This window comes from Novosphingobium sp. AAP83, from assembly GCF_001295795.1.
GTDB lineage: Bacteria > Pseudomonadota > Alphaproteobacteria > Sphingomonadales > Sphingomonadaceae > Novosphingobium.
The window spans coordinates 1-18,592 of record NZ_LJHY01000038.1 but is presented as its reverse complement, the minus strand read 5'-3'; the positions used below and the strand labels follow the sequence as shown (position 1 = coordinate 18,592).

Below are 18,592 nucleotides of genomic sequence, written 5' to 3'. Positions count from 1 at the left end.
GATGGCCAAAAGTACCCGTCAATATGTTTTCGAAGGCATGGAGCTTCTTCCCGAGGCCCTGGTCCCGTTCGTTGAAAAGCGCCTCGAAAGCTCGCTCACCGGTCACTGGCAGGTCGAGGTGGTGCAGCGTGTGTCCGGCCTGAAGCCAAACTCCAACGGTGAGGTTGGCTGGGATCAGCAGGGTCTCTTGAAGACTATGATGGCGTTCTGGAAGGACGCGTTCTCCATGGTGCTTGGGCACCCGGAGCGCTCCTACGTCTCGGAACTTCTCGATGTGCGCAACAAGCTCTCGCACAATGAGACCTTCACCTACGACGACGCAGAGCGCGCCCTGGACACCATGCGGCGGCTCATGGAGTCGATCAGCGCAGGGGAAGTGGCGACCGAGATCGCCAAGATGCGCGACACGATCCTGCGCACCAAGTTCACCGAGTTGCAGCGCAACGAGGAAAGGCGGAAGACCCACCGCCTCGATATCTCGGTCGAAACCGTGGCCGGGCTCATGCCTTGGCGCGAGGTGGTGGAGCCTCACCAGGACGTCGCCACCGGTGAGTTTCAGCAGGCTGAGTTCGCCGCGGATATGGCCAAGGTCCACAATGGCAGCGCCCCGTCGGAGTACAAAAACCCGACCGAGTTCTTTGCCCGCACCTATCTGACCGAGGGCTTGAGCAACCTGCTGGTCGGCGCGGCCAAGCGGCTGTCCAGCGCCAGCGGCGATCCGGTCGTCGAACTGCAGACCAATTTCGGCGGCGGCAAGACCCACTCGATGCTGGCGCTCTATCACATGGCCAGTGGCACAGCGGCCCAGGACTTGCCGGGGCTGGACCAGTTGCTGTCGCAGCACGGCCTGACCGTTCCGAAAAAGATCAACCGTGCCGTCCTGGTCGGTACCTCGCGTGGCCCGCAGGATGTCTTGAGTGTTGAGGGTGGCCTGAAAATTCGCACCACTTGGGGCGAACTGGCCTGGCAGCTTGGCGGGGCAGAAGGCTTTGCCATGGTGGCCGACAATGACGAGCGCGGGATCGCGCCCGGTTCGAATCTACTCGAAGCGATTTTCAAGAAGTACTCGCCATCGCTGATCCTGATCGACGAGTGGGTCGCCTATCTTCGTCAGGTCTACAAGGTCGAGGGCCTGCCCTCAGGCTCCTTCGACGCCAACCTGTCCTTCGTTCAGTCGCTGACCGAAGCCGTGAAGGCGAGCCCGGGCACATTGCTGGTGGCGTCGCTTCCGGCATCTCAGATCGAGGTCGGCGGCGAAGGCGGGCAAGAAGCGCTCGTGAGGCTCAAGCAGACCTTCAGCCGGGTGGAATCGTCCTGGCGGCCAGCCTCTCAGGAAGAGAGCTACGAGATCGTTCGGCGGCGCCTGTTCAAGGAAATCCCCAGCGACCGGTTCCATCACCGTGACAACACGCTGAAGCAGTACGCAAAACTCTATCGTGAAAATCCTGATGATTTCCCGAAGGGGTGTGCAGACGAGGACTATCGCCGCAAGCTGGAAAAATCCTACCCGATACATCCGGAGATGTTCGACCAGCTCTATACTAGTTGGGGCTCGCTGGAGAAGTTTCAGCGCACGCGGGGTGTGCTGCGTCTCATGGCGCAGGTAATCCACGAACTATGGATGGGTAATGACCCGTCGGTCATGATCATGCCGGGCAGCGTGGCGATCAGCTCGGCCCGAGTGGAGCCCGAACTGCTCCACTATCTCGACGCCAGCTGGCAGTCGATCATCGCCGGCGACGTCGATGGCATTACGTCGACGCCCTACAAGATTGATCAGTCCGCTCCGAACCTGAACCGCTACTCTGCGACCCGCCGGGTTGCGCGCTCCATTTTTATGGGCACAGCGCCGACCCATGGGCAGGAGAACAAGGGTCTGGACGACAAGCAGATCAATCTGGGTGTGGTCCAGCCGGGCGAACGGCCAGCCATCTTCGGCGATGCGCTAAGGCGGCTCACCAACCAAGCCAAGTTCATGCACAGCGACCTTGGCCGCTATTGGTATTCGATGTCTGCGAGCCTGAACCGGATCGCCGCAGATCGTGCTGGGCAGATCGAGGAGGCTTTGGTCCTTCTGGAGATCGACAAGGCGCTGGGGATCTACATCAACGGCCTGTCAGATCGCGGGCATTTCGACGCCGTTCAGGTCGCACCGGGCAGTTCGTCCGACGTGCCAGACGAGGCAGGCGGCGTACGTGCCGTCGTGCTGGGTGTGGCGCATTCCCATTCCGGCAGTTCGGCCTCCGAGGCCCTGACCGAGGCCAAAGATATCCTGATGCAGCGGGGCACGACCCCGCGCGTGTATCGCAACATGCTTGTCTTCCTGGCGGCGGAACAACGCCAACTCGACAACCTTAAGGCCTCCATGCGCTCGGCCTTGGCGTGGGCAGTGATTGTGGGTGAAAAGGACCGACTGAACCTGACCCAGAGCGATTTTGGGCTGGCTAACGTAAAGCTGCGTGAGGCCAATGAAACCCTGAAGACCCGGATCAAGGAAGCTTGGTGCTATCTGATCTACCCTGTCCAAGAGACCGCGCAGGCCGATCTGGAATGGACGACCGCCAAAGTCCCGGCTCAGGACGGATTGCTGGCAAGGGCCAGCAAGAAGCTCGTCAGCGACGAAGGCCTGCTCCCTGAGCTCGGCCCGGCTCGCCTTGACCGCGAGCTGCAGAAATACATCTGGAACGGCAAGTCCCACCTGCATCTCAAGGACCTGTGGGAGTATCTGAACCGCTACACCTACATGCCGCGGGTCAAAAACCGCGAGGTTCTGGCCAAGACAGTTCAGGCGGCCGTCGGCGGTATGCTCCCGGGTCCGTTTGCGTATGCCGAGCGATGGGACGAGGCCAAGAAGACCTATGCCGGTCTGGCGATTGACCACGCAGGTGGGGCGCAGATCGTCATTGATAGCGAGTCCGTCATCATCCAGCCGGATGTCGCTGAGGCCAATCGGCCCAAGCCAGCGGTCGTGCCTGAGGGTGGAGGCGTCACTCCGGGGACTACGCCGCCAGTCCCCGGCGGTGATCCGACGGGAACACCTCCGGTCGCACCTGGCCCAGTGGTCGAGAAGAACCCGACGCGCTTCTCAGGAACCGTGATGATCTCACCAGATCGGCCGGCGCGTGTGATGCATCAGATCGTTGAGGCGATTGTCGAGCAGTTGACCACTATGGCAGGCAGCGAGGTTACCCTCAGGCTTGAGATTGACGCAGAGGTTCCGTCGGGCCTCGACCGCGCGAAAGTCCGGACCCTCATTGAGAACGCGACTACGCTTGGTTTCATCGAGAAGAGCATAAAGTAGGGTGGCTCCACCAAGGCCAGTTACATGCTGGCCTTGGTGGACCTAGCGACGATCAATGCCGACGAACCGGCCCACCTCCGGCTATGCCCCCGGGGCCTTTAAGCCTCATGCCGCGTAATCATTGAGATAGTAGGTCCCAACCAGTTCTGCTTCCTCTCCGTCCAGCTGAGGCAGTGGATCTACCGACGCATTCATCCGCGGGACCTCTACCGAACTTCCGTTAGCGTTGCGAGCACCAAACATGGACAGGGGGCTTTTGGCGTCCGAGAGTTGCTACATTCATGCCCATGCTGCGATGAAAACGTTCCGGGTGGCGCCGCACTGCAGCAAGGTCGATGCCGTCCAACAACCAATGCAATTGCTCTGTGGTCAGCGTCAGAACGGTTTCCTGACCCTTGGGCCAGAAAAACCGATCTTCCTCCAAACGCTTCAGAACCAGCAAAAATCCCGAACGATCATACAGCAAAAGCTTCACCCGGTTGCGGCCGCGATTGCAAAATGCATAGACTGCCTGCGCCATCGGATTGAGCCCCATCGATTGCTCAACCAAAATCGCAAGGCTGTTGATCCCGCATCTGAAGTCGATCGGATCGCGGTGCAGATAAACGCACAGATCAGGCGACAGGCGGAACATCGCAACGCCCCAATGCAGCAATCATGGCAGCCAACATCTGTGCGTCGCATCCATCGAGCGACAATGTCACACCGTTGGGCATCGTCGCTTGTAATCTTGGCTGGTTTATAGGCTCCACGGATCTTGTTGGCAGTGATCCAGAACTCTGTGCTGCCTGTAATGATGATGTGGCCACACGCACAAACCCTGGCGCTTCAGGCAGCACAACAGATCCTGAGGCAGGCCGCGCCACCTTACCTTGAAGCTGGATCCGCCGCGCAACCCATTTGCGCAGCAGATTGGCATTCACCCCGTGCTCCAGCGCCAAACCCGCAAGCGAAACCCCAGGTTGAAGGCACGCATCAATCAAGCGCTCCTTGCTCTCAGGCTCGTAAAGCCGGCGGCCATCGTGCCTCAAGCACGCTACCTCCAATCCACACCGACCCATCCGCTGTATCATCATAGGTGTCCACCTCGTGTAAGTGGACACCTTGTCTCAGCATCTCAATCATACGGATAGGTGCGCCGAAATTCGCGCTTACGTCTTACCCAAGGCGTTCTAGGATATGAGCTGGTTGATCAATCAAATGGAGAACAACGAGCCGTCCTCGACTTGGCGTGGCCCGACGGTGTGCGGCAAGAGCTGACTGAGCCTGTCGCCGTTTTAATTGATGAAAGTGCTGATCTGATAACGGTGGCTAATTCGGCTGGGTTCAGATGCTTCACCTCGTCAGCGGCATTCCGTCATTACATCGCGCAGGAGATTGAAAGCGACCCTGTCGCATGATCGAAACCAGTCAGCGCCTGCTTGATTACCCATTCGCGCTCGAATTCGAGCTTCGCGATGCTGCCAACGGTCAAGGGTATCGCATTGCCCAAGGCCAGGCCGACGGTTGGCTGTTTTACTCGTCTGCGTCCGTACCGGGCGAAATCGCTGTGGCCGCGACAGCATCTGGCATCCATGGGCCATTTTTTTGTCAGTCGCTCATCCAGGAGCAGCCCGAGAACTCAAAGCAGAGTCTGCCGGACCATGCGCGAAGGGGCATGCGGCGGCCTTTGCCTTCATGACAAGAGACGCCCTTTTCGCTGGCGTCAGTGCAGTCTACCGCCTGTCGCTGAGCCTGCCCACGTTGCCCTTTGAAGACTTCGTTCGAGAAACCTCGCATCTGGGCGACACAGAGGCCGAACGCGCGCAGAAAGTTCGGATCGGACAGGATCGATTCCGGGCAGCGGTCATGGACTACTGGAACAGAACTTGCCCGTTCACTGGTGTAGTTGATCCGCAACTGCTTCGTGCCTCACATATCATCCCTTAGGCCGATTGTGAAAGCGATCATGAGAGGCTGAATGTCCACAATGGTTTGCTGCTGTCGTCGTTGTGGGACGCCGCATTCGACAGCGGGTTGATCACTTTCGACGACTTGGGCTACGCGATTGCTTCGCCTAGTCTTGGCAAATCAGCACTTAAGGCTCTGGCGCTCGATCAAGTGCCGCCGCTACAGTTGGTAGATGAACAGAGAAGTCGCTTGGCTTGGCACCGAAAAGAGGTTTGGCTGAGTGTTTGAGCGGAGTAGGCTCTGCGGAATCCGAGGTCAGCCCGGCCGGCCGTTCCGGCCAGATCTTGGTTGGCCCAACAACGTAAGACTGTACCTGGATGGCTCAGTCGCAATCTCTCACTGTTGCAATCTTTGTGTAATCAGTACGGGAATTACACCAAAAGTCAGGGAATGTTCCGGAACATCGGTCTGTGTAAAAATATCTTATTTACAGATATTTACGGCTATATAGGTAGAAAATGGCATCCTATGTAAGCAGACTTAAAATCCCTTGATCTTTGATCGTGCGGGTTCGAGTCCCGCCGTCCGCACCAAGCCCTCCATTTGCGTAGCCGCCAAAAGCACCACAGCCCGGCACGCGTGCAACGCGTACCGGGCTGTGGCTTTGTGTGGTTTTGATGGATTAGAAGTTGGCGCGCATGCCGCCCTTGAAGGTGCGCTGGTAGGTTTCAAATTGCAGCAAACGGCGGCGGGTTGGGCCGTTGTTGTAAGCCGTGAAGTCGGCGTTGTTGAGGTTCACGACCTCGAAGAACAACTGGAACGCCTTGTTGATGCGATACTTGGCCGAAAGATCGATCTGGAACAGTGGCCTGACATATCGATCAAATTCAGCATCTTCGCCCAATTCATCCAAGAACTGATCACGATAGCTGGCGGCAGCGCGCAGCGAAATCGGCCCTTTTTCATAACCCAGCACGAAGTTGGCGGTGTGCTTTGATGCCTGTGGCAGCGGAATGCGGCGGCCCAAAACATCACCACGCGCGTTGGTGTAGGTATAGTTGATGTTGGTAACGAGGCCGTCGAATGGCGCTGGCAGCATCGTAAAGGCTTGGCTGTAGCTGAATTCAGCGCCAAACACCTCGGCCTTATCGCCGTTTACCGGGATATCAGCTTCGGTGAAATCGATGCCAGCGAAAGTTCCGTCCAATTGGCGCGAGGTGACGATGAAATCATCAATCGACTTGTAGAACAGACCGCCTTGGATAACCGACTGGTTCGAGAAGTAATACTCGAGCGTGGCATCCATGTTCCAAGCCTTATAGGGGCGCAGATCGGGGTTGCCAAAAGTGCCTTCGCGTTCACCGTCTTCGTTTTCGGACAATGTAAAGCGCGGTGCCAGTTGGCCAAAACTTGGGCGCGAGAGCGAGCGGAACGCGCCAAAGCGGGCCACCACATTCTTGGCAAGATCAGCACGCAGGTTCAGACTTGGCAGGACATTGGTGTAGCTGCGCGCAAAGTTCACCGGTGCGATAAACAAGGTGTCTTCATCAAGCACAACGCCGTTGCGGGTGCCGCCCTCTTCGACAATGTCAGTGCGGCTACCGGTCAGGTTTTGCTTGGTGTGTTCAACGCGAACCCCGGCGATCAGACGCAGAGCGCCGGTATCGAGGCGGCCTTGAACATAGCCTGCGTAGATATCTTCCTTGGCGCGGAAGCTTTCAGAGGCGGCAACGAAATCGCTTTCAAGATCATTGCGATCAAATTGCGCATCGGGCGTTCTGGCGGCAAAGGCGCGCACCAGTGCGAGATCTGGCAATGGGCCAATATCTGCAAGGGTATATGTCTGGGTGCCAAGAACATTGCCAAGATTGAGGCCACCGTTCACGCCTTCGAACAAGTCGATGATGAAGTTCTGGCGCTTGTCACGCAGACGGACTTTTGCGCCCGCTTTCAGTTCAAAGTCACCGCCTGCCAGTGCGAATTCACGCGCAACGTCGGTGCGGAAGCTCCATTCCTTGTCCTTGGCGTCTTCGCGGGTTGTGCGCTCAAGCAGGGTGAAGCCGTAACCAGCTGGGTTCAGGAACCCTGCGCTGCCAAAGTTGACGCTGTAGGCAGGGCGTTGCAGATCTTCGTAGTCAACCGTTACGCCGAGCGCGCCGGGCGTTTGGAAGCGGCGCTGGAAGCGGATCGGATCGATTGAGCCGTTTTCCTGCTGATCGGCATAGGAGCGGGCGACGTCATACGTGATTGTCCAAGGGCCGGTTTCGGTCTTGCCGCCGAATGATACGGTGGCGATGGACTGTACTTCGCGGCGATCCTTCAAATCGCGACGAACCTGAATGCGGCCATCGGCGGAATCAAAGGTAACGGCGTTGCCTGCTGCTGAGGCTGGTTCTTCAGTGAAGCCGAATACCAAGCGGCGGCGCAGTTCGGTGTCATCAAACTTCGAATAAAGACCGCGCAGATACAGCGTGGTGCTGGTTGATGGACGCCAATCAAGGCTGAGGTTGCCGCCCCAACGATTGCGTTGCACGTCATAATCGCGGTATTCAAGGTCTTCGGCATATTCGACGCCAGCATCGGTGGTGACCCACCCATCGGCTTCGATATTGTCAGTGGCAAAGCGGCGACGGTTCCAGCTTGCGCCGCCTGCGATGCCGAAGTTTTCGGTGATCGGTTGCGAGAAGTTGCCTGAGAACTTAGGCGACCATTGATCAGCCAGTTCATTGTAGCCGCCTTCGGCAACAAGGCCGATGAAGCCCTTTTTGCGGTCAAATGCGCTGGTGGTTTGAATGTCGATCGAACCACCAATGGTGTCGCCGTCCATATCCGGTGTCAGCGACTTCTTGATTTCGATCGATTCGATCAGCTCGTTGGGCACAACGTCAAGCGCCACATCGCGGTTGTCACCGCCGGTGGACAGCACGCGATTGCCGTTGATCGATGAGGAGTTGAGGCCCGGAGCCAGACCGCGCACCGAAACGAATCGGCCTTCGCCCTGATCGTTCAAGACATTGATACCGGGCGCACGGCGCAGCGATTCTGCTACGTTCTGATCAGGGAACTGGCCGATGGAATCGCGCGTGAGAACGGTTGTGACGGTATCGGAACCGCGCTGGCGCGAAATGGCCGAGAGCAAGGTTGCTTGCTGGCCCATGACCAGAATCATCGATCCGGCCGAGCCTTCAGGTGCCATCGCGAAGGAAAGCTCACGCACGCCGCCATCGACGACCGAAACTTCTTGCGTCTGCGCCTTGGCGCCTGCGAAGCTGACAGTAACATTGTAATTACCGGCGGCAACGCCTGTAAAACGGAAGCGGCCTTCGCCATCAACTTGGGTAACGCGGTCAGAACCACTGATGCGAACTTCTGCACCGGCTAGCGGGCGCGTGCCGCTATCATCAAGTACAAGACCCGTTACAGTATTGGCTAATGCTGGAAAAGCGGCTGTTGCCATCAGAACTGCAAGCACGCGGCTGGCAGCCCGACAAGTGCGGACTGTTATCATAGTGTGACTCCCTGTATTTATGAAGAACGCTATGGCGACACGTCGTTACAGTGGGGCTGCATTTTTATGTCATTAATATGACAATATATCAATGACCTAGCGTTTGGTTGACCGATAGGCCATGGGTAAAGGCAGAGAAACGAATTGAGGTGTGTGATGCGTTCGTTTGCGATTGTTGGGTCGTTAATGGCACTTGCTGGATGTGCCGCAGTAATGACTCCGCCGCGTCCATACTATCCTGCCATAGATATTACAGCGTCCGGCGAAACCGCTCCGGTTGGCACGGCAGCGGCGGATGCGGCAGATGATCCCGCGATTTGGCGCAATTCGGCTAATCCTGCCGCCAGTTTGATTGTTGGCACGGACAAGAAGGCTGGGCTTTATGTTTACGGGCTTGATGGCAAGGTCCGTGATTTCGTAGCAGCGGGCGCGTTGAACAACGTCGATCTGCGCGAAGTGCGCCCCGGCGTGATCGTGGTGGCGGCCAGTGACCGGACCGACCGCGCCGAGCCGCGCATCGCCTTGTTCCGGCTGGATGGGGCGAGCGGCAAGCTGACCACGCTGGGTGCGCAGAGTTTCCTGCCAGCGGGCCATGCACCTGCCGAAGCCTATGGCTTTTGCATGGGTGGCGCGCTGGCTGATGGTGAATTGGCGCGGGCCTATGTGGTGCTGAAAGATGGCACGGTTGCCGAAAGCCGCCTTGTCGAACGTGATGGCGCAATCAAGCCTGAATACTTGCGCAATGTGAAGTTTGCCACGCAATCGGAAGGCTGCGTGGTCGATGACCGCACCGGCACGCTTTATGTGGCCGAAGAGGATATCGGCATCTGGAAGGTTGATCTGCGCGCGACGAATCTTGCTGCAACCGCTTTCGCCAAAGTGGGGGCAGAGCAAGGGCTGGTCGACGACGTTGAAGGGCTGGCACTTGCGCCCGAAGGCGCGGGCGGCGGCTGGCTGGTGGCCTCGAGTCAGGGCGACAATGCATACGTCCTGCTTGATCTGAACACGGCCAAGGCGGGTAAGCGATTCCGCATTGCAGCGGGCCAATATGGTGCGACCAGTGATACCGATGGTATCGAACTGGCCTTGGGCGATTTCGGCCCTGCCTATCGTGCCGGACTGTTTGTGGCGCAAGACGGCAACAATGCGCCTGCGGCACAGAACTTCAAACTGGTGGATTGGTCCAAAGTGGTGGTGAAACTCGCCGAATAAGTATTACAGCTCTCTAATGTCCAAATGTGGTTAACCCCGAAGTAGGACTTTCGGGGTTATACTGGGCAGACCGGGGCCTTTGTCAGCCCCGACTTCTGCCGAGAGCATCGCGCAAGGGGATTACGCTTGGCCAGCAAAGACGAGCAGAATCGGCCTGTTTCGGGCGGACGGAATGATGAGGAGCACCGCGTTTCACCGCGTTTCACCTTGCTCATCCGCGCGGCTAAACTGGTCATTGATGAGGCCCGCGAATATCTGTGCATCATTCGCGATGCATCAACCATGGGCGTCAAAGTCCGCCTGTTCACGCCGTTGCCAGACTACTACAGCGCCATCGCTGTCGAGGCGAGCAATGGCGAGCGCTATCCGGTAGAACTGGTCTGGCGGGACGGCGACTATGCCGGTTTGCGCTTTCTGGGCGATATCAACCTTGAAAGCTTGCTCGACGAGAGCAGCGGTGCCTTTCCCAAGCGTCAGGTGCGTTTGCGCGTGCAACTCGATGCCATGCTTTATTCGGGCGGCGCGGCGGTTAATGTTACCTTTGCGGATATATCGCAACGCGGGGCCAAGGTCGTTTGCGACAAGTGGCTGTTGTTGAACGAGCTTGTCCGGATTGAAACGGGGGCACTGCCCACGATTTATGCCAAAGTGCGCTGGCGCAAACATCCCCATTACGGATTGCTGTTTGAGCAGACCTTCCAACTTGATGAACTGGCCCAGATCGCAGCGCCGTTGCAGCCGGATGAGCATGATGGCGTTGCTGATGGTCCAGCCATCGACGCAATGTCGCCAAGATAGGGCCAAAGCCTGCAATTTTCGTACTTCACTGCGCGCGCGTTAACCAAGTTTTAGCCATTTTTGTTCACCTCTGGGTTCCGGCGAATAGCGCTTGAACGGGGGTTTCGATGGTGAACGGTGAGATCCTGGCAGGGAGCCAGACCGGGACAAACGGCATGCGCAAAAGTGACAGCTGCACGGTGGACGTGGCGATCATCGGGGCAGGCCCGGCAGGGCTGACCGCAGGCTATCTTCTGACGAAGCGCGGGCTATCGGTTGCGATTATCGAAAAAGACCAGACATACGTTGGCGGGATCAGCCGCACCGTGGAACACGAAGGCTATCGTTTCGATATCGGCGGCCACCGCTTTTTCTCGAAATCGAAGCAAGTCGTTGATTTGTGGAACGAGATTCTGCCCGACGATTTCATCCAGCGCCCCCGGATGAGCCGCATCTATTATGAGGGCAAGTTCTACTCCTACCCTTTGCGCGCGTTCGAAGCGTTGTGGAATCTGGGGATCGTCCGGTCCACTTTGTGCATGCTAAGCTTTGCGCAGGCCAAGGCGTTTCCCAATCGCAACGTGAAAAGCTTTGAGGACTGGACCATCAACCAGTTCGGCCAAAAGCTTTATTCGATCTTTTTCAAGACCTATACCGAGAAGGTGTGGGGCATGCCTTGCGATGAAATGAGCGCGGATTGGGCGGCGCAGCGCATCAAGGGCCTGTCGCTTTGGGGCGCGGTGGTCGATGGCCTGAAGCGCAGCCTTGGCCTGAACAAGCGTCCGAACGATGGCATGCAGACCAAGACGCTGCTTGAAACCTTCCGTTATCCGCGCCTTGGCCCCGGCATGATGTGGGATGCCGCGCGCGACAAGATCGTGGCCAGTGGCAAAGGCGAAGTGCTGATGGGCCATGCGTTCAAGCAATTGGCCGCCGATGGCAAGGGTGGCTGGCGCTTATCGGCCAGTGACGCTGACGGGCAAGAAGTGGTGATCGAGGCGGCGCATGCCATAAGTTCTGCGCCGATGCGCGAACTGGCGGCGCGGTTGCACCCGCTGCCCGCGTCATCGCTGGAGGCGAGCCGGCTGCGCTATCGCGATTTCCTGACCGTTGCGCTGAAGATCCGTTCGGAAGAGCTGTTTCCCGACAACTGGATCTATATCCACGATAGCAAAGTGAAAGTGGGCCGCATCCAGAACTTCCGTTCGTGGTCGCCCGAAATGGTGCCCGATGAAAGCGTGGCCTGCGTGGGGCTGGAATACTTCTGCTTTGAAGGCGATGCGCTGTGGGATTCAACAGACGATGATCTGGTTGCACTGGCGACCCGCGAAATGGCGATCCTGGGCCTTGTTAGCCCGGACAAAGTGATTGGCGGCGTGGTGGTGCGGCAGGAAAAGGCCTATCCTGTTTACGACGATGAATATGCGGCCAATGTTGATGCGATGCGCACCGAACTGGAAGCAGCGCACCCGACATTGCACCTTGTGGGCCGCAACGGGATGCACCGCTATAACAATCAGGATCACGCGATGATGACCGCGATGCTGACGGTCGAAAATATTACGGCAGGCGCGCGCATTTATGATACGTGGTGCGTGAACGAAGACGCCGAATATCATGAAGCCGGCGACGAGGGTGCCGAAAAGGTGATCCCGACCCGTGTCGCCGTGACGCCCGATCAGGCCGCAGCGCTGGCATCGGTGCGCGATGTGCCGGAACGGATTGTCTCGTCAAAGGCCGCTTGATCCAAGCTATAACCGGGATGATGCCGCCGATGATTGACCGTCTGCGCCGCATAATGCTGTTGCGCTACCTGCTGGCCAGTGTGGGCGCGCTGGCGGTCGACATGGTATCGTTCCTTGCGCTTCTGGCGCTTGGGGTGGTGCCGGTACTCGCCTCGGCGGCGGGCTATTCGTTGGGGATTGTCGCGCATTGGCTGCTTTCAAGCCGCGCGGTGTTTACAGATAGCGTGGCCGAAGAGCGTGGTGCCCGCACCCGCCAGAAGGCGCTGTTTGTGGGGTCCGCTTTGGTGGGCCTTGTGCTGACCACGTTGATAGTGGGCATGGGGACCGTACTGGGCGTTGATTCCCGGCTGTCCAAGATCATCGCCATTGCCATTAGCTTTGCAGCAACGTGGTTGCTGCGCAAACGGATCGTGTTCTCATGAGAGCGCTTCAGGCCGGAGCGCCTTCGACCAGGGAGCGTGCGACCACGCCGGTGCTGGCAGTATTGCTGTTGTGGGCAATCACCTCGGTGCTGATGTTGATTGCGATGCGCGGCAATATTGGCCCGACCGGCTTCATGGACGCCGACGATGCCTTGCGGATGCAGCAAGTGCGTGATTTGCTGAACGGGCAGGGCTGGTTTGATCTTCACCAATACCGGATTGCACCGCCCGATGGCGTGGCGATGCACTGGACGCGCATCGTAGATGTGCCGCTGGCCGCTATCATCCTGATTTTCCGCCCGTTTTTGGGGCAGGCGCAGGCCGAGATCATAGCCACTGTGATGGTGCCGCTGATCAATCTGGCGGCTGCCATGCTGCTGAGCGCACGGCTGGCGGCGCGCCAGTTTGGCAAGATGGCAGGAATTATTGCCGCGCAGATGGTCGTGGCCGCAATCCCTGCCTCGGTGCGGATGATGCCGCTGAACATCGATCACCACGGCTGGCAATTCGTCCTCGCGCTGGTGGCATTGAATGGCATGGCCTCGCGCGGGCAGCGTGTAGGCGGGGCTGTAGCCGGATTGGCGCTGGCGCTGGCCTTGGCGATTTCGCTGGAATCGCTACCTTTGGCGATTATATTTGGTGGCGTTTGCGCTTTGCGGATGTTGCGCGGCCAGCGCGAATGGTTGGGTGCCTATATGGCCAGCCTGGGCCTTGGCAGCGCCGCGTTGTTCCTGTTGACGCGCGGACTGTCTGATCTGGCGGATCATTGCGATGCCATTTCGCCGGTGCATGTGATGGCGCTGCTGTGGTGCGCTGCCGGTTGCACCTTGCTGATGCCGCGCCTGCGCCGCCGTCCGGCTGCGCTGAGCCTGATAATGCTGGGCCTGATCGGGCTTGGCGCGCTGGCGATAATGGGCTTGCGCGCGCCGCAATGTATCGGGATGGATGCCTTTGCCGCGCTGGACCCGCTGGTGAAGCGGGTATGGCTCGATTCGGTGGCCGAAGGGCTGCCGGTGTGGCGACAAGTCCTGCTGGTGAGTGCCACGATGATGCTGCTGCCGCTGTTCGGCCTGATCGCGTGCTGGCGGTTGTGGCGCAATGCCCAAGATCAGGAGAGCCGCGACTGGTGGCTGGATATGGGCTTGTTGCTGGCGGGCGCCACCGTAGTCGGCTTGCTGGTGACGCGCGCCTCGGCGGTGTCCTGTCTGTTCGCCACCATTCCTGCCGCCTGGCAATTCCGCGCGCAAGTGGCCGCGTGGCAGGCCGATCCGCTGATTATGCGGCGGCTGTTGCGCATGGTGTTTCTGGTGGTGCTGCTGGTGCCGGGTGTGGCCATAGGCCTTGCTGGCGAAGCGGTGATGAGCCAACCCGCCCGGCCAAGCTCGGCGGGGCTTTGCAAGTTGCCCAAAGCCTTGCCCGCTTTGGCCAAAGAGCCCGCGACGATCATTCTGGCCGGAATTGATCTTGGCCCGGTCATTCTGGTGAACACACCGCATACCGTGGTGGCAACCGGACATCACCGCGCCAGCGCCGCGATACGCGATTCGCTGGTCGCGTTTCTGGGGCCGGATCATGGCGCGCGGGCGATCATCGCACGTCGCAAAGCCACACTGGTGGTGATCTGCCCCACCGATGGCGAAGCGCGGCTTTACCGCCGTCTGGCTCCCGATGGCTTCATGGCGCACCTTGCTGCAGGAAAAGCACCTGCCTGGCTAGAGCCTGTACCGCTGGGAGCATCGGGAGGTATCAGGATGTGGAAAGTGCGGCCTTTGCCCGCGCCGCCATCCGTCCGATAGGTCTTAACGCGCGGCGGGGGCTGGCTGTACCGGCAGCATCAGCAAGGGATCAAGCCGGCGCTCGTTCCATTTGATTGACCAGTGAAGGTGCGGCCCGGTGGCGCGGCCTGTCGCGCCGATCCGTCCGATCTGCTGCCCGCGTTTTACCGCATCGCCCTCCTTCACCAGCAATTGCGCGCTGTGCAGGAACGCGCTGTTCAACCCCATGCCGTGATCGATCATCAGCAGGTTGCCTTCCAGACTGAACGGCGCGCTGGCGGCAAGGATCACCACGCCATCGGCGGGCGCAACATAGGGCGTGTTCGCGCCGCCCGCGATATCAAGGCCCGAATGATAGGCACCCGGCACGCCGCGATAGACGCGCTGTGATCCGAACCGGCCCGAGAATCTGCCAGGCGCGGGGCGGACAAAGTCTTGCCGCCAGCCTTGCGCGCTCGTTTCGATCCGGCGCGCGGCGGAAATGCGCGCCAGTTCGGCCTTGCGCAGGCGGGCATAGTTTTCGTCGGTGATGCCGCCGGGGCGGCGCGCGGCGTTGATATGTTCAATCTGCCAGCCACGCGGGCTGATGGTCAGCGGCTGGGTAAAGTTTTTGCCGTTGGTTTGAACGGCCAGCAATTGCGCGGCAGGGCCGGAATCCCGATCAAATGCGATCAGGAATTTGCCGTCACTGGCAAACGGGACGGGCTGGCCATCGAGCGTCAATGCCCGAATGCCGGGGGCCACGCGTCCGCGCAACCAGCCACCTTGCGTCAATCGTCCGCCGGGATCGATGGCGATGGGCAGTGCAGGGCTGACGCCAAAGGCCGGACTATCGCCGAACGACAGGGCCGCGACAGCCGCGCCACTGCCAAGGATAAAGTCCCGCCGGTCGATCATTGGCCCTCAAGATGGCGGCGCGTGGAAATCTCGCACGAAGCATAGGCTTCCTGCCGCTGCGCACACCAATAGCGCAGCATATCGAGCGGGATCTTTACGCCCGATACTGCGCAGATCACGTGATCGCCTGCGGACAACTGGCGCAAACCACCGGGGAGATAGTGCATCCGCGCAAGGCGGTCATTCTGGGACATCAACATGGGGGTAACCTAGCGCCTTTGTGGCTTCAGAACAATTCCTGCTGGCCGGGCCGGGAAGCAGCCGGGCGCGGTTTTGGCGCGGGGCGTGGTGGCGGGTTCGCCAGATCGGTCGCCACATCGAGCGTACCATCGGCAAATTCGATACGCAGCGCCGGGTGCGTCGCGGCATCGGCGCGGTTACGCACGACATGGCCATCGGGCGCGGTCACAAGCACATAGCCGCGTGCGAGCGGGGCTTTTGGATCAAGCGAGCGGCGCAAACGGTCGAGCGCATCGACCTTTCCGCGCGCATGATCGATCCGCTGAAGCAGCGTTTCGGGGCGCAGGCGTTGCGCGGCCAGTCGCTCCCGCTCTCGCGATACCCGCGCGGATAGCAGCGCCGGGCGCAAGGCTCCGGCATGGCGCGCAAGCAGCGATCCGGCAATTTCGGTGCGGTGGACCAGCGCGCGGCGCAAGCGGTCGCCCAGATCATCGACGCGCTGGGCTTGGCCTTGCAACAGCGCTTGTGGCTGGGGCAGGCGCTGGCTGCGCGCTTCAAGCCGCTCTTTGGCTTGCGCCAGCTGGCGGGCGAGCGCGCGGCGCTGGCGGGCGTTAAGATCGGCAACGAAAGCCGCCAGTTCAGCCTGCACCGGCACCGCGAGTTCGGCAGCGGCGGTGGGGGTGGGTGCGCGCAAATCGGCGGCGAAATCGCACAGCGTGGTGTCAGTTTCGTGGCCCACCGCGCTGATAATCGGGATCGTGCATTCCGCCACCGCGCGGACCACATCTTCTTCGTTAAAGCACCACAAATCTTCGATCGAGCCGCCACCGCGCGCGACAATCACCAGATCGGGGCGGGGGATCGGGCCATTTGCGGGCATATCGGAAAAGCCGCGCACGGCATTGGCCACTTGCGCGCCCGCGCCTTGGCCCTGCACCAGCACCGGCCAGACGATCACGCGCGTGGGGAAGCGATCAGACAAGCGGTGCAGGATATCGCGGATCACCGCGCCGGTGGGCGATGTGACCACGCCGATCACGCGCGGCAGGAACGGCAGCGCCTTTTTGCGCGCCGGATCGAACAGGCCTTCGCCCTCAAGCCGCGCTTTCAGCTTGGCCAGCAGCGCCAGCAGCGCGCCTTCGCCCGCGATCTCCATCCGGTCGATCACGATCTGGTAATTCGAACGGCCGGGATAGGTCGTCAGCTTGCCGGTGGCGATCACCTCGGTGCCGTCTTCGGGCCGGAAGCCCAGCTTCTGCACGCCGCCGCGCCACATCACCCCGTCCAGCTTGGCGTTCTCATCCTTGAGGCTGAGGTACAAGTGGCCGGAAGCTGCGCGTTTGACGCCCGAAAGCTCGCCCCGCACGCGCACAAAGCCGAAGCGATCCTCGACCGTGCGCTTCAGCAGTTGCGAAATCTCGGAGATGGAAAGGGCCGGAGCGTTGTCGCCAGCCGATTCCCTCGCTAGGAGCCCGCCAGAACCGTTGATGTCGTCATCGCTATCGGGCGCGGAAGGGAATGCCATGAATATCCTGCTGATCGGGTCTGGTGGGCGCGAACATGCGCTTAGCTGGAAACTGGCCCAATCGCCACTGCTGGGCAAGCTCTATGCCGCCCCCGGCAATCCGGGCGTGGCCGATCACGCGCAGATTGTGGCGCTGGAACTGACCGATCACGCCAGCGTGGTGACGTTCTGCGAGACGCAGCACATCGGCCTGATCGTGGTTGGCCCCGAAGCACCGCTGGTCGACGGGTTGACGGATTCACTGCGCGCGGCAGGCTTTTCGGTGTTCGGCCCGAGCCGTGCGGCGGCGCAGCTTGAAGGGTCCAAGGGCTTTACCAAGGACTTGTGCGAGCGCGCCGGCATCCCCACCGCAGGCTATGTCCGCGCAAAATCGCTGGAAGAGGCGCGCGCCGCTTTGACGCGCTTTGGCGCTCCGGTGGTGATCAAGGCCGATGGTTTGGCGGCGGGCAAAGGCGTGGTCGTGGCGATGACGATGGCGCAGGCCGAGGCTGCGGTGGACGACATGTTCGACGGCGCGCTCGGTTCCGCCGGTGCCGAAGTGGTGATCGAGGAATTCATGATCGGCGAGGAAGCGAGCTTCTTTGCGCTGACCGATGGCGCGACCATCGTGCCGTTCGGCTCTGCCCAAGACCACAAGCGCGTGGGCAATGGCGATACCGGCCCCAACACCGGCGGCATGGGTGCCTATAGCCCCGCCCGCGTGCTGACGCCTGAACTCGAAGCCGAAACGCTGTCGCGGATCATCGCGCCCACCGTCAAAGCCATGGCGGACGAAGGCAACCCCTATTCGGGCGTGCTTTACGCGGGCCTGATGCTGACCAGCGAAGGCCCCAAGCTGATCGAATACAATGCGCGCTTTGGCGATCCCGAATGCCAGGTGCTGATGATGCGCTTCGAAGGTGATCTTGTGGAACTGCTGCTGGCCTGTGCTGACAACAGGCTGTCAGCGCTACAACCGCCACGCTATTCATCCGACGTGGCGATGACGGTGGTGATGGCGGCGCAAGGCTATCCCGGCACGCCCAAAAAGGGGGGGCGGATCGATGGTATCCCCGCAGCCGAGGCAGGCGGTGCCAAAGTATTCCATGCAGGCACCACGCTTTCAGGCGACGGCGTGCTAAGCGCCAGCGGCGGGCGCGTGCTGAACGTGACGGCCAAAGGGCCTAGCGTGAAGGCGGCGCGCGATCTGGCTTATGCGGCGGTTGACGCGATCACCCTCCCCGATGGCTTCTGCCGCCGCGACATCGGCTGGCGCGAGATTGAGCGGGAAGAGGGCGGGGTTTAAGTACCCGGTCTCACCCAAGTCCGTTCGTGTCGAGCGAAGTCGAGACACTCACGAGCTGTGTCTCGACTTCGCTCG

The 18,592-nt window shown here is 60.2% G+C and carries 15 protein-coding genes; 9 read left to right on the top strand and 6 right to left on the bottom strand.

Annotated elements, in window-relative coordinates; translation table 11 throughout:
• The first annotated feature begins 1 nt into the window (after position 1).
• Entirely contained in the window at positions 2-3,301 is a 3,300-nt protein-coding gene (locus IP81_RS15755; protein ID WP_054108969.1) for a DUF499 domain-containing protein, read from the top strand.
• Between the two features lie 220 nt (positions 3,302-3,521).
• Here IP81_RS15755 and tnpB read toward each other — a convergent pair whose 3' ends face one another.
• A complete protein-coding gene (tnpB, locus tag IP81_RS15750) occupies positions 3,522-3,935 on the bottom strand; it encodes an IS66 family insertion sequence element accessory protein TnpB (RefSeq protein ID WP_082356228.1) in 414 nt (137 codons plus the stop codon).
• A complete protein-coding gene (locus IP81_RS15745) occupies positions 3,916-4,362 on the bottom strand; it encodes a transposase (RefSeq protein WP_231626999.1) in 447 nt (148 codons plus the stop codon). The genes tnpB and IP81_RS15745 overlap by 20 nt, the downstream gene beginning before the upstream one ends.
• Positions 4,363-4,697: 335 nt before the next feature.
• Here IP81_RS15745 and IP81_RS21355 point away from each other — a divergent pair, with 335 nt between their 5' ends.
• Both IP81_RS21355 and IP81_RS21705 read left to right on the top strand, forming a co-directional pair.
• On the top strand, positions 4,698-4,982 hold the full coding sequence (locus tag IP81_RS21355) for a hypothetical protein (RefSeq protein WP_231626996.1): 285 nt from the start codon (positions 4,698-4,700) through the stop codon (positions 4,980-4,982).
• 293 nt (positions 4,983-5,275) lie between these two features.
• The gene (locus tag IP81_RS21705) at positions 5,276-5,479 is read left to right on the top strand and encodes a hypothetical protein (RefSeq protein ID WP_369800770.1); all 204 of its coding nucleotides are present in this window, start codon (positions 5,276-5,278) and stop codon (positions 5,477-5,479) included.
• A gap of 394 nt (positions 5,480-5,873) precedes the next feature.
• Here IP81_RS21705 and IP81_RS15735 read toward each other — a convergent pair whose 3' ends face one another.
• On the bottom strand, positions 5,874-8,699 hold the full coding sequence (locus tag IP81_RS15735; RefSeq protein WP_054108967.1) for a TonB-dependent receptor: 2,826 nt from the start codon (positions 8,697-8,699) through the stop codon (positions 5,874-5,876).
• A gap of 156 nt (positions 8,700-8,855) precedes the next feature.
• On the opposite strand from IP81_RS15735, the gene IP81_RS15730 reads away from it, so the two are divergent.
• The 5 genes from IP81_RS15730 to IP81_RS15710 all read left to right on the top strand — a co-directional run bounded on the left by IP81_RS15730 (position 8,856) and on the right by IP81_RS15710 (position 14,651).
• On the top strand, positions 8,856-9,911 hold the full coding sequence (locus tag IP81_RS15730) for a phytase (protein WP_054108966.1): 1,056 nt from the start codon (positions 8,856-8,858) through the stop codon (positions 9,909-9,911).
• Positions 9,912-10,037: 126 nt separating this feature from the next.
• A complete protein-coding gene (locus IP81_RS15725; RefSeq protein WP_054108965.1) occupies positions 10,038-10,709 on the top strand; it encodes a PilZ domain-containing protein in 672 nt (223 codons plus the stop codon).
• 155 nt (positions 10,710-10,864) lie between these two features.
• Positions 10,865-12,433, top strand: a complete 1,569-nt coding sequence (locus IP81_RS15720; protein WP_054108981.1) for an NAD(P)/FAD-dependent oxidoreductase — start codon at positions 10,865-10,867, stop codon at positions 12,431-12,433.
• A gap of 29 nt (positions 12,434-12,462) precedes the next feature.
• Positions 12,463-12,855 carry a GtrA family protein gene (locus tag IP81_RS15715; RefSeq protein WP_369800767.1) on the top strand — a complete coding sequence of 131 codons (393 nt, stop codon included), beginning with the start codon at positions 12,463-12,465 and terminating at the stop codon, positions 12,853-12,855.
• On the top strand, positions 12,852-14,651 hold the full coding sequence (locus IP81_RS15710) for a hypothetical protein (RefSeq protein ID WP_054108964.1): 1,800 nt from the start codon (positions 12,852-12,854) through the stop codon (positions 14,649-14,651). The genes IP81_RS15715 and IP81_RS15710 overlap by 4 nt, the downstream gene beginning before the upstream one ends.
• A 3-nt stretch (positions 14,652-14,654) precedes the next feature.
• On the opposite strand, the gene IP81_RS15705 is transcribed toward IP81_RS15710, so the two are convergent.
• From IP81_RS15705 to xseA, 3 genes are read right to left on the bottom strand one after another with little or no spacing between them, the layout of a single operon-like run.
• Positions 14,655-15,527: a M23 family metallopeptidase gene (locus IP81_RS15705; RefSeq protein ID WP_054108963.1), complete on the bottom strand. Its 873-nt coding sequence runs from the start codon at positions 15,525-15,527 to the stop codon at positions 14,655-14,657.
• Entirely contained in the window at positions 15,524-15,727 is a 204-nt protein-coding gene (locus IP81_RS15700; RefSeq protein ID WP_054108962.1) for a DUF2093 domain-containing protein, read from the bottom strand. The genes IP81_RS15705 and IP81_RS15700 overlap by 4 nt, the downstream gene beginning before the upstream one ends.
• A gap of 26 nt (positions 15,728-15,753) precedes the next feature.
• On the bottom strand, positions 15,754-17,232 hold the full coding sequence (xseA, locus tag IP81_RS15695; protein ID WP_054108961.1) for an exodeoxyribonuclease VII large subunit: 1,479 nt from the start codon (positions 17,230-17,232) through the stop codon (positions 15,754-15,756).
• On the opposite strand from xseA, the gene purD reads away from it, so the two are divergent.
• Complete coding sequence (gene purD / locus IP81_RS15690) at positions 17,231-18,517, top strand: phosphoribosylamine--glycine ligase (RefSeq protein ID WP_054108960.1); 1,287 nt, start codon at positions 17,231-17,233, stop codon at positions 18,515-18,517. The two genes, xseA and purD, sit on opposite strands and share 2 nt — an antisense overlap.
• Positions 18,518-18,592 lie beyond the last annotated feature (75 nt).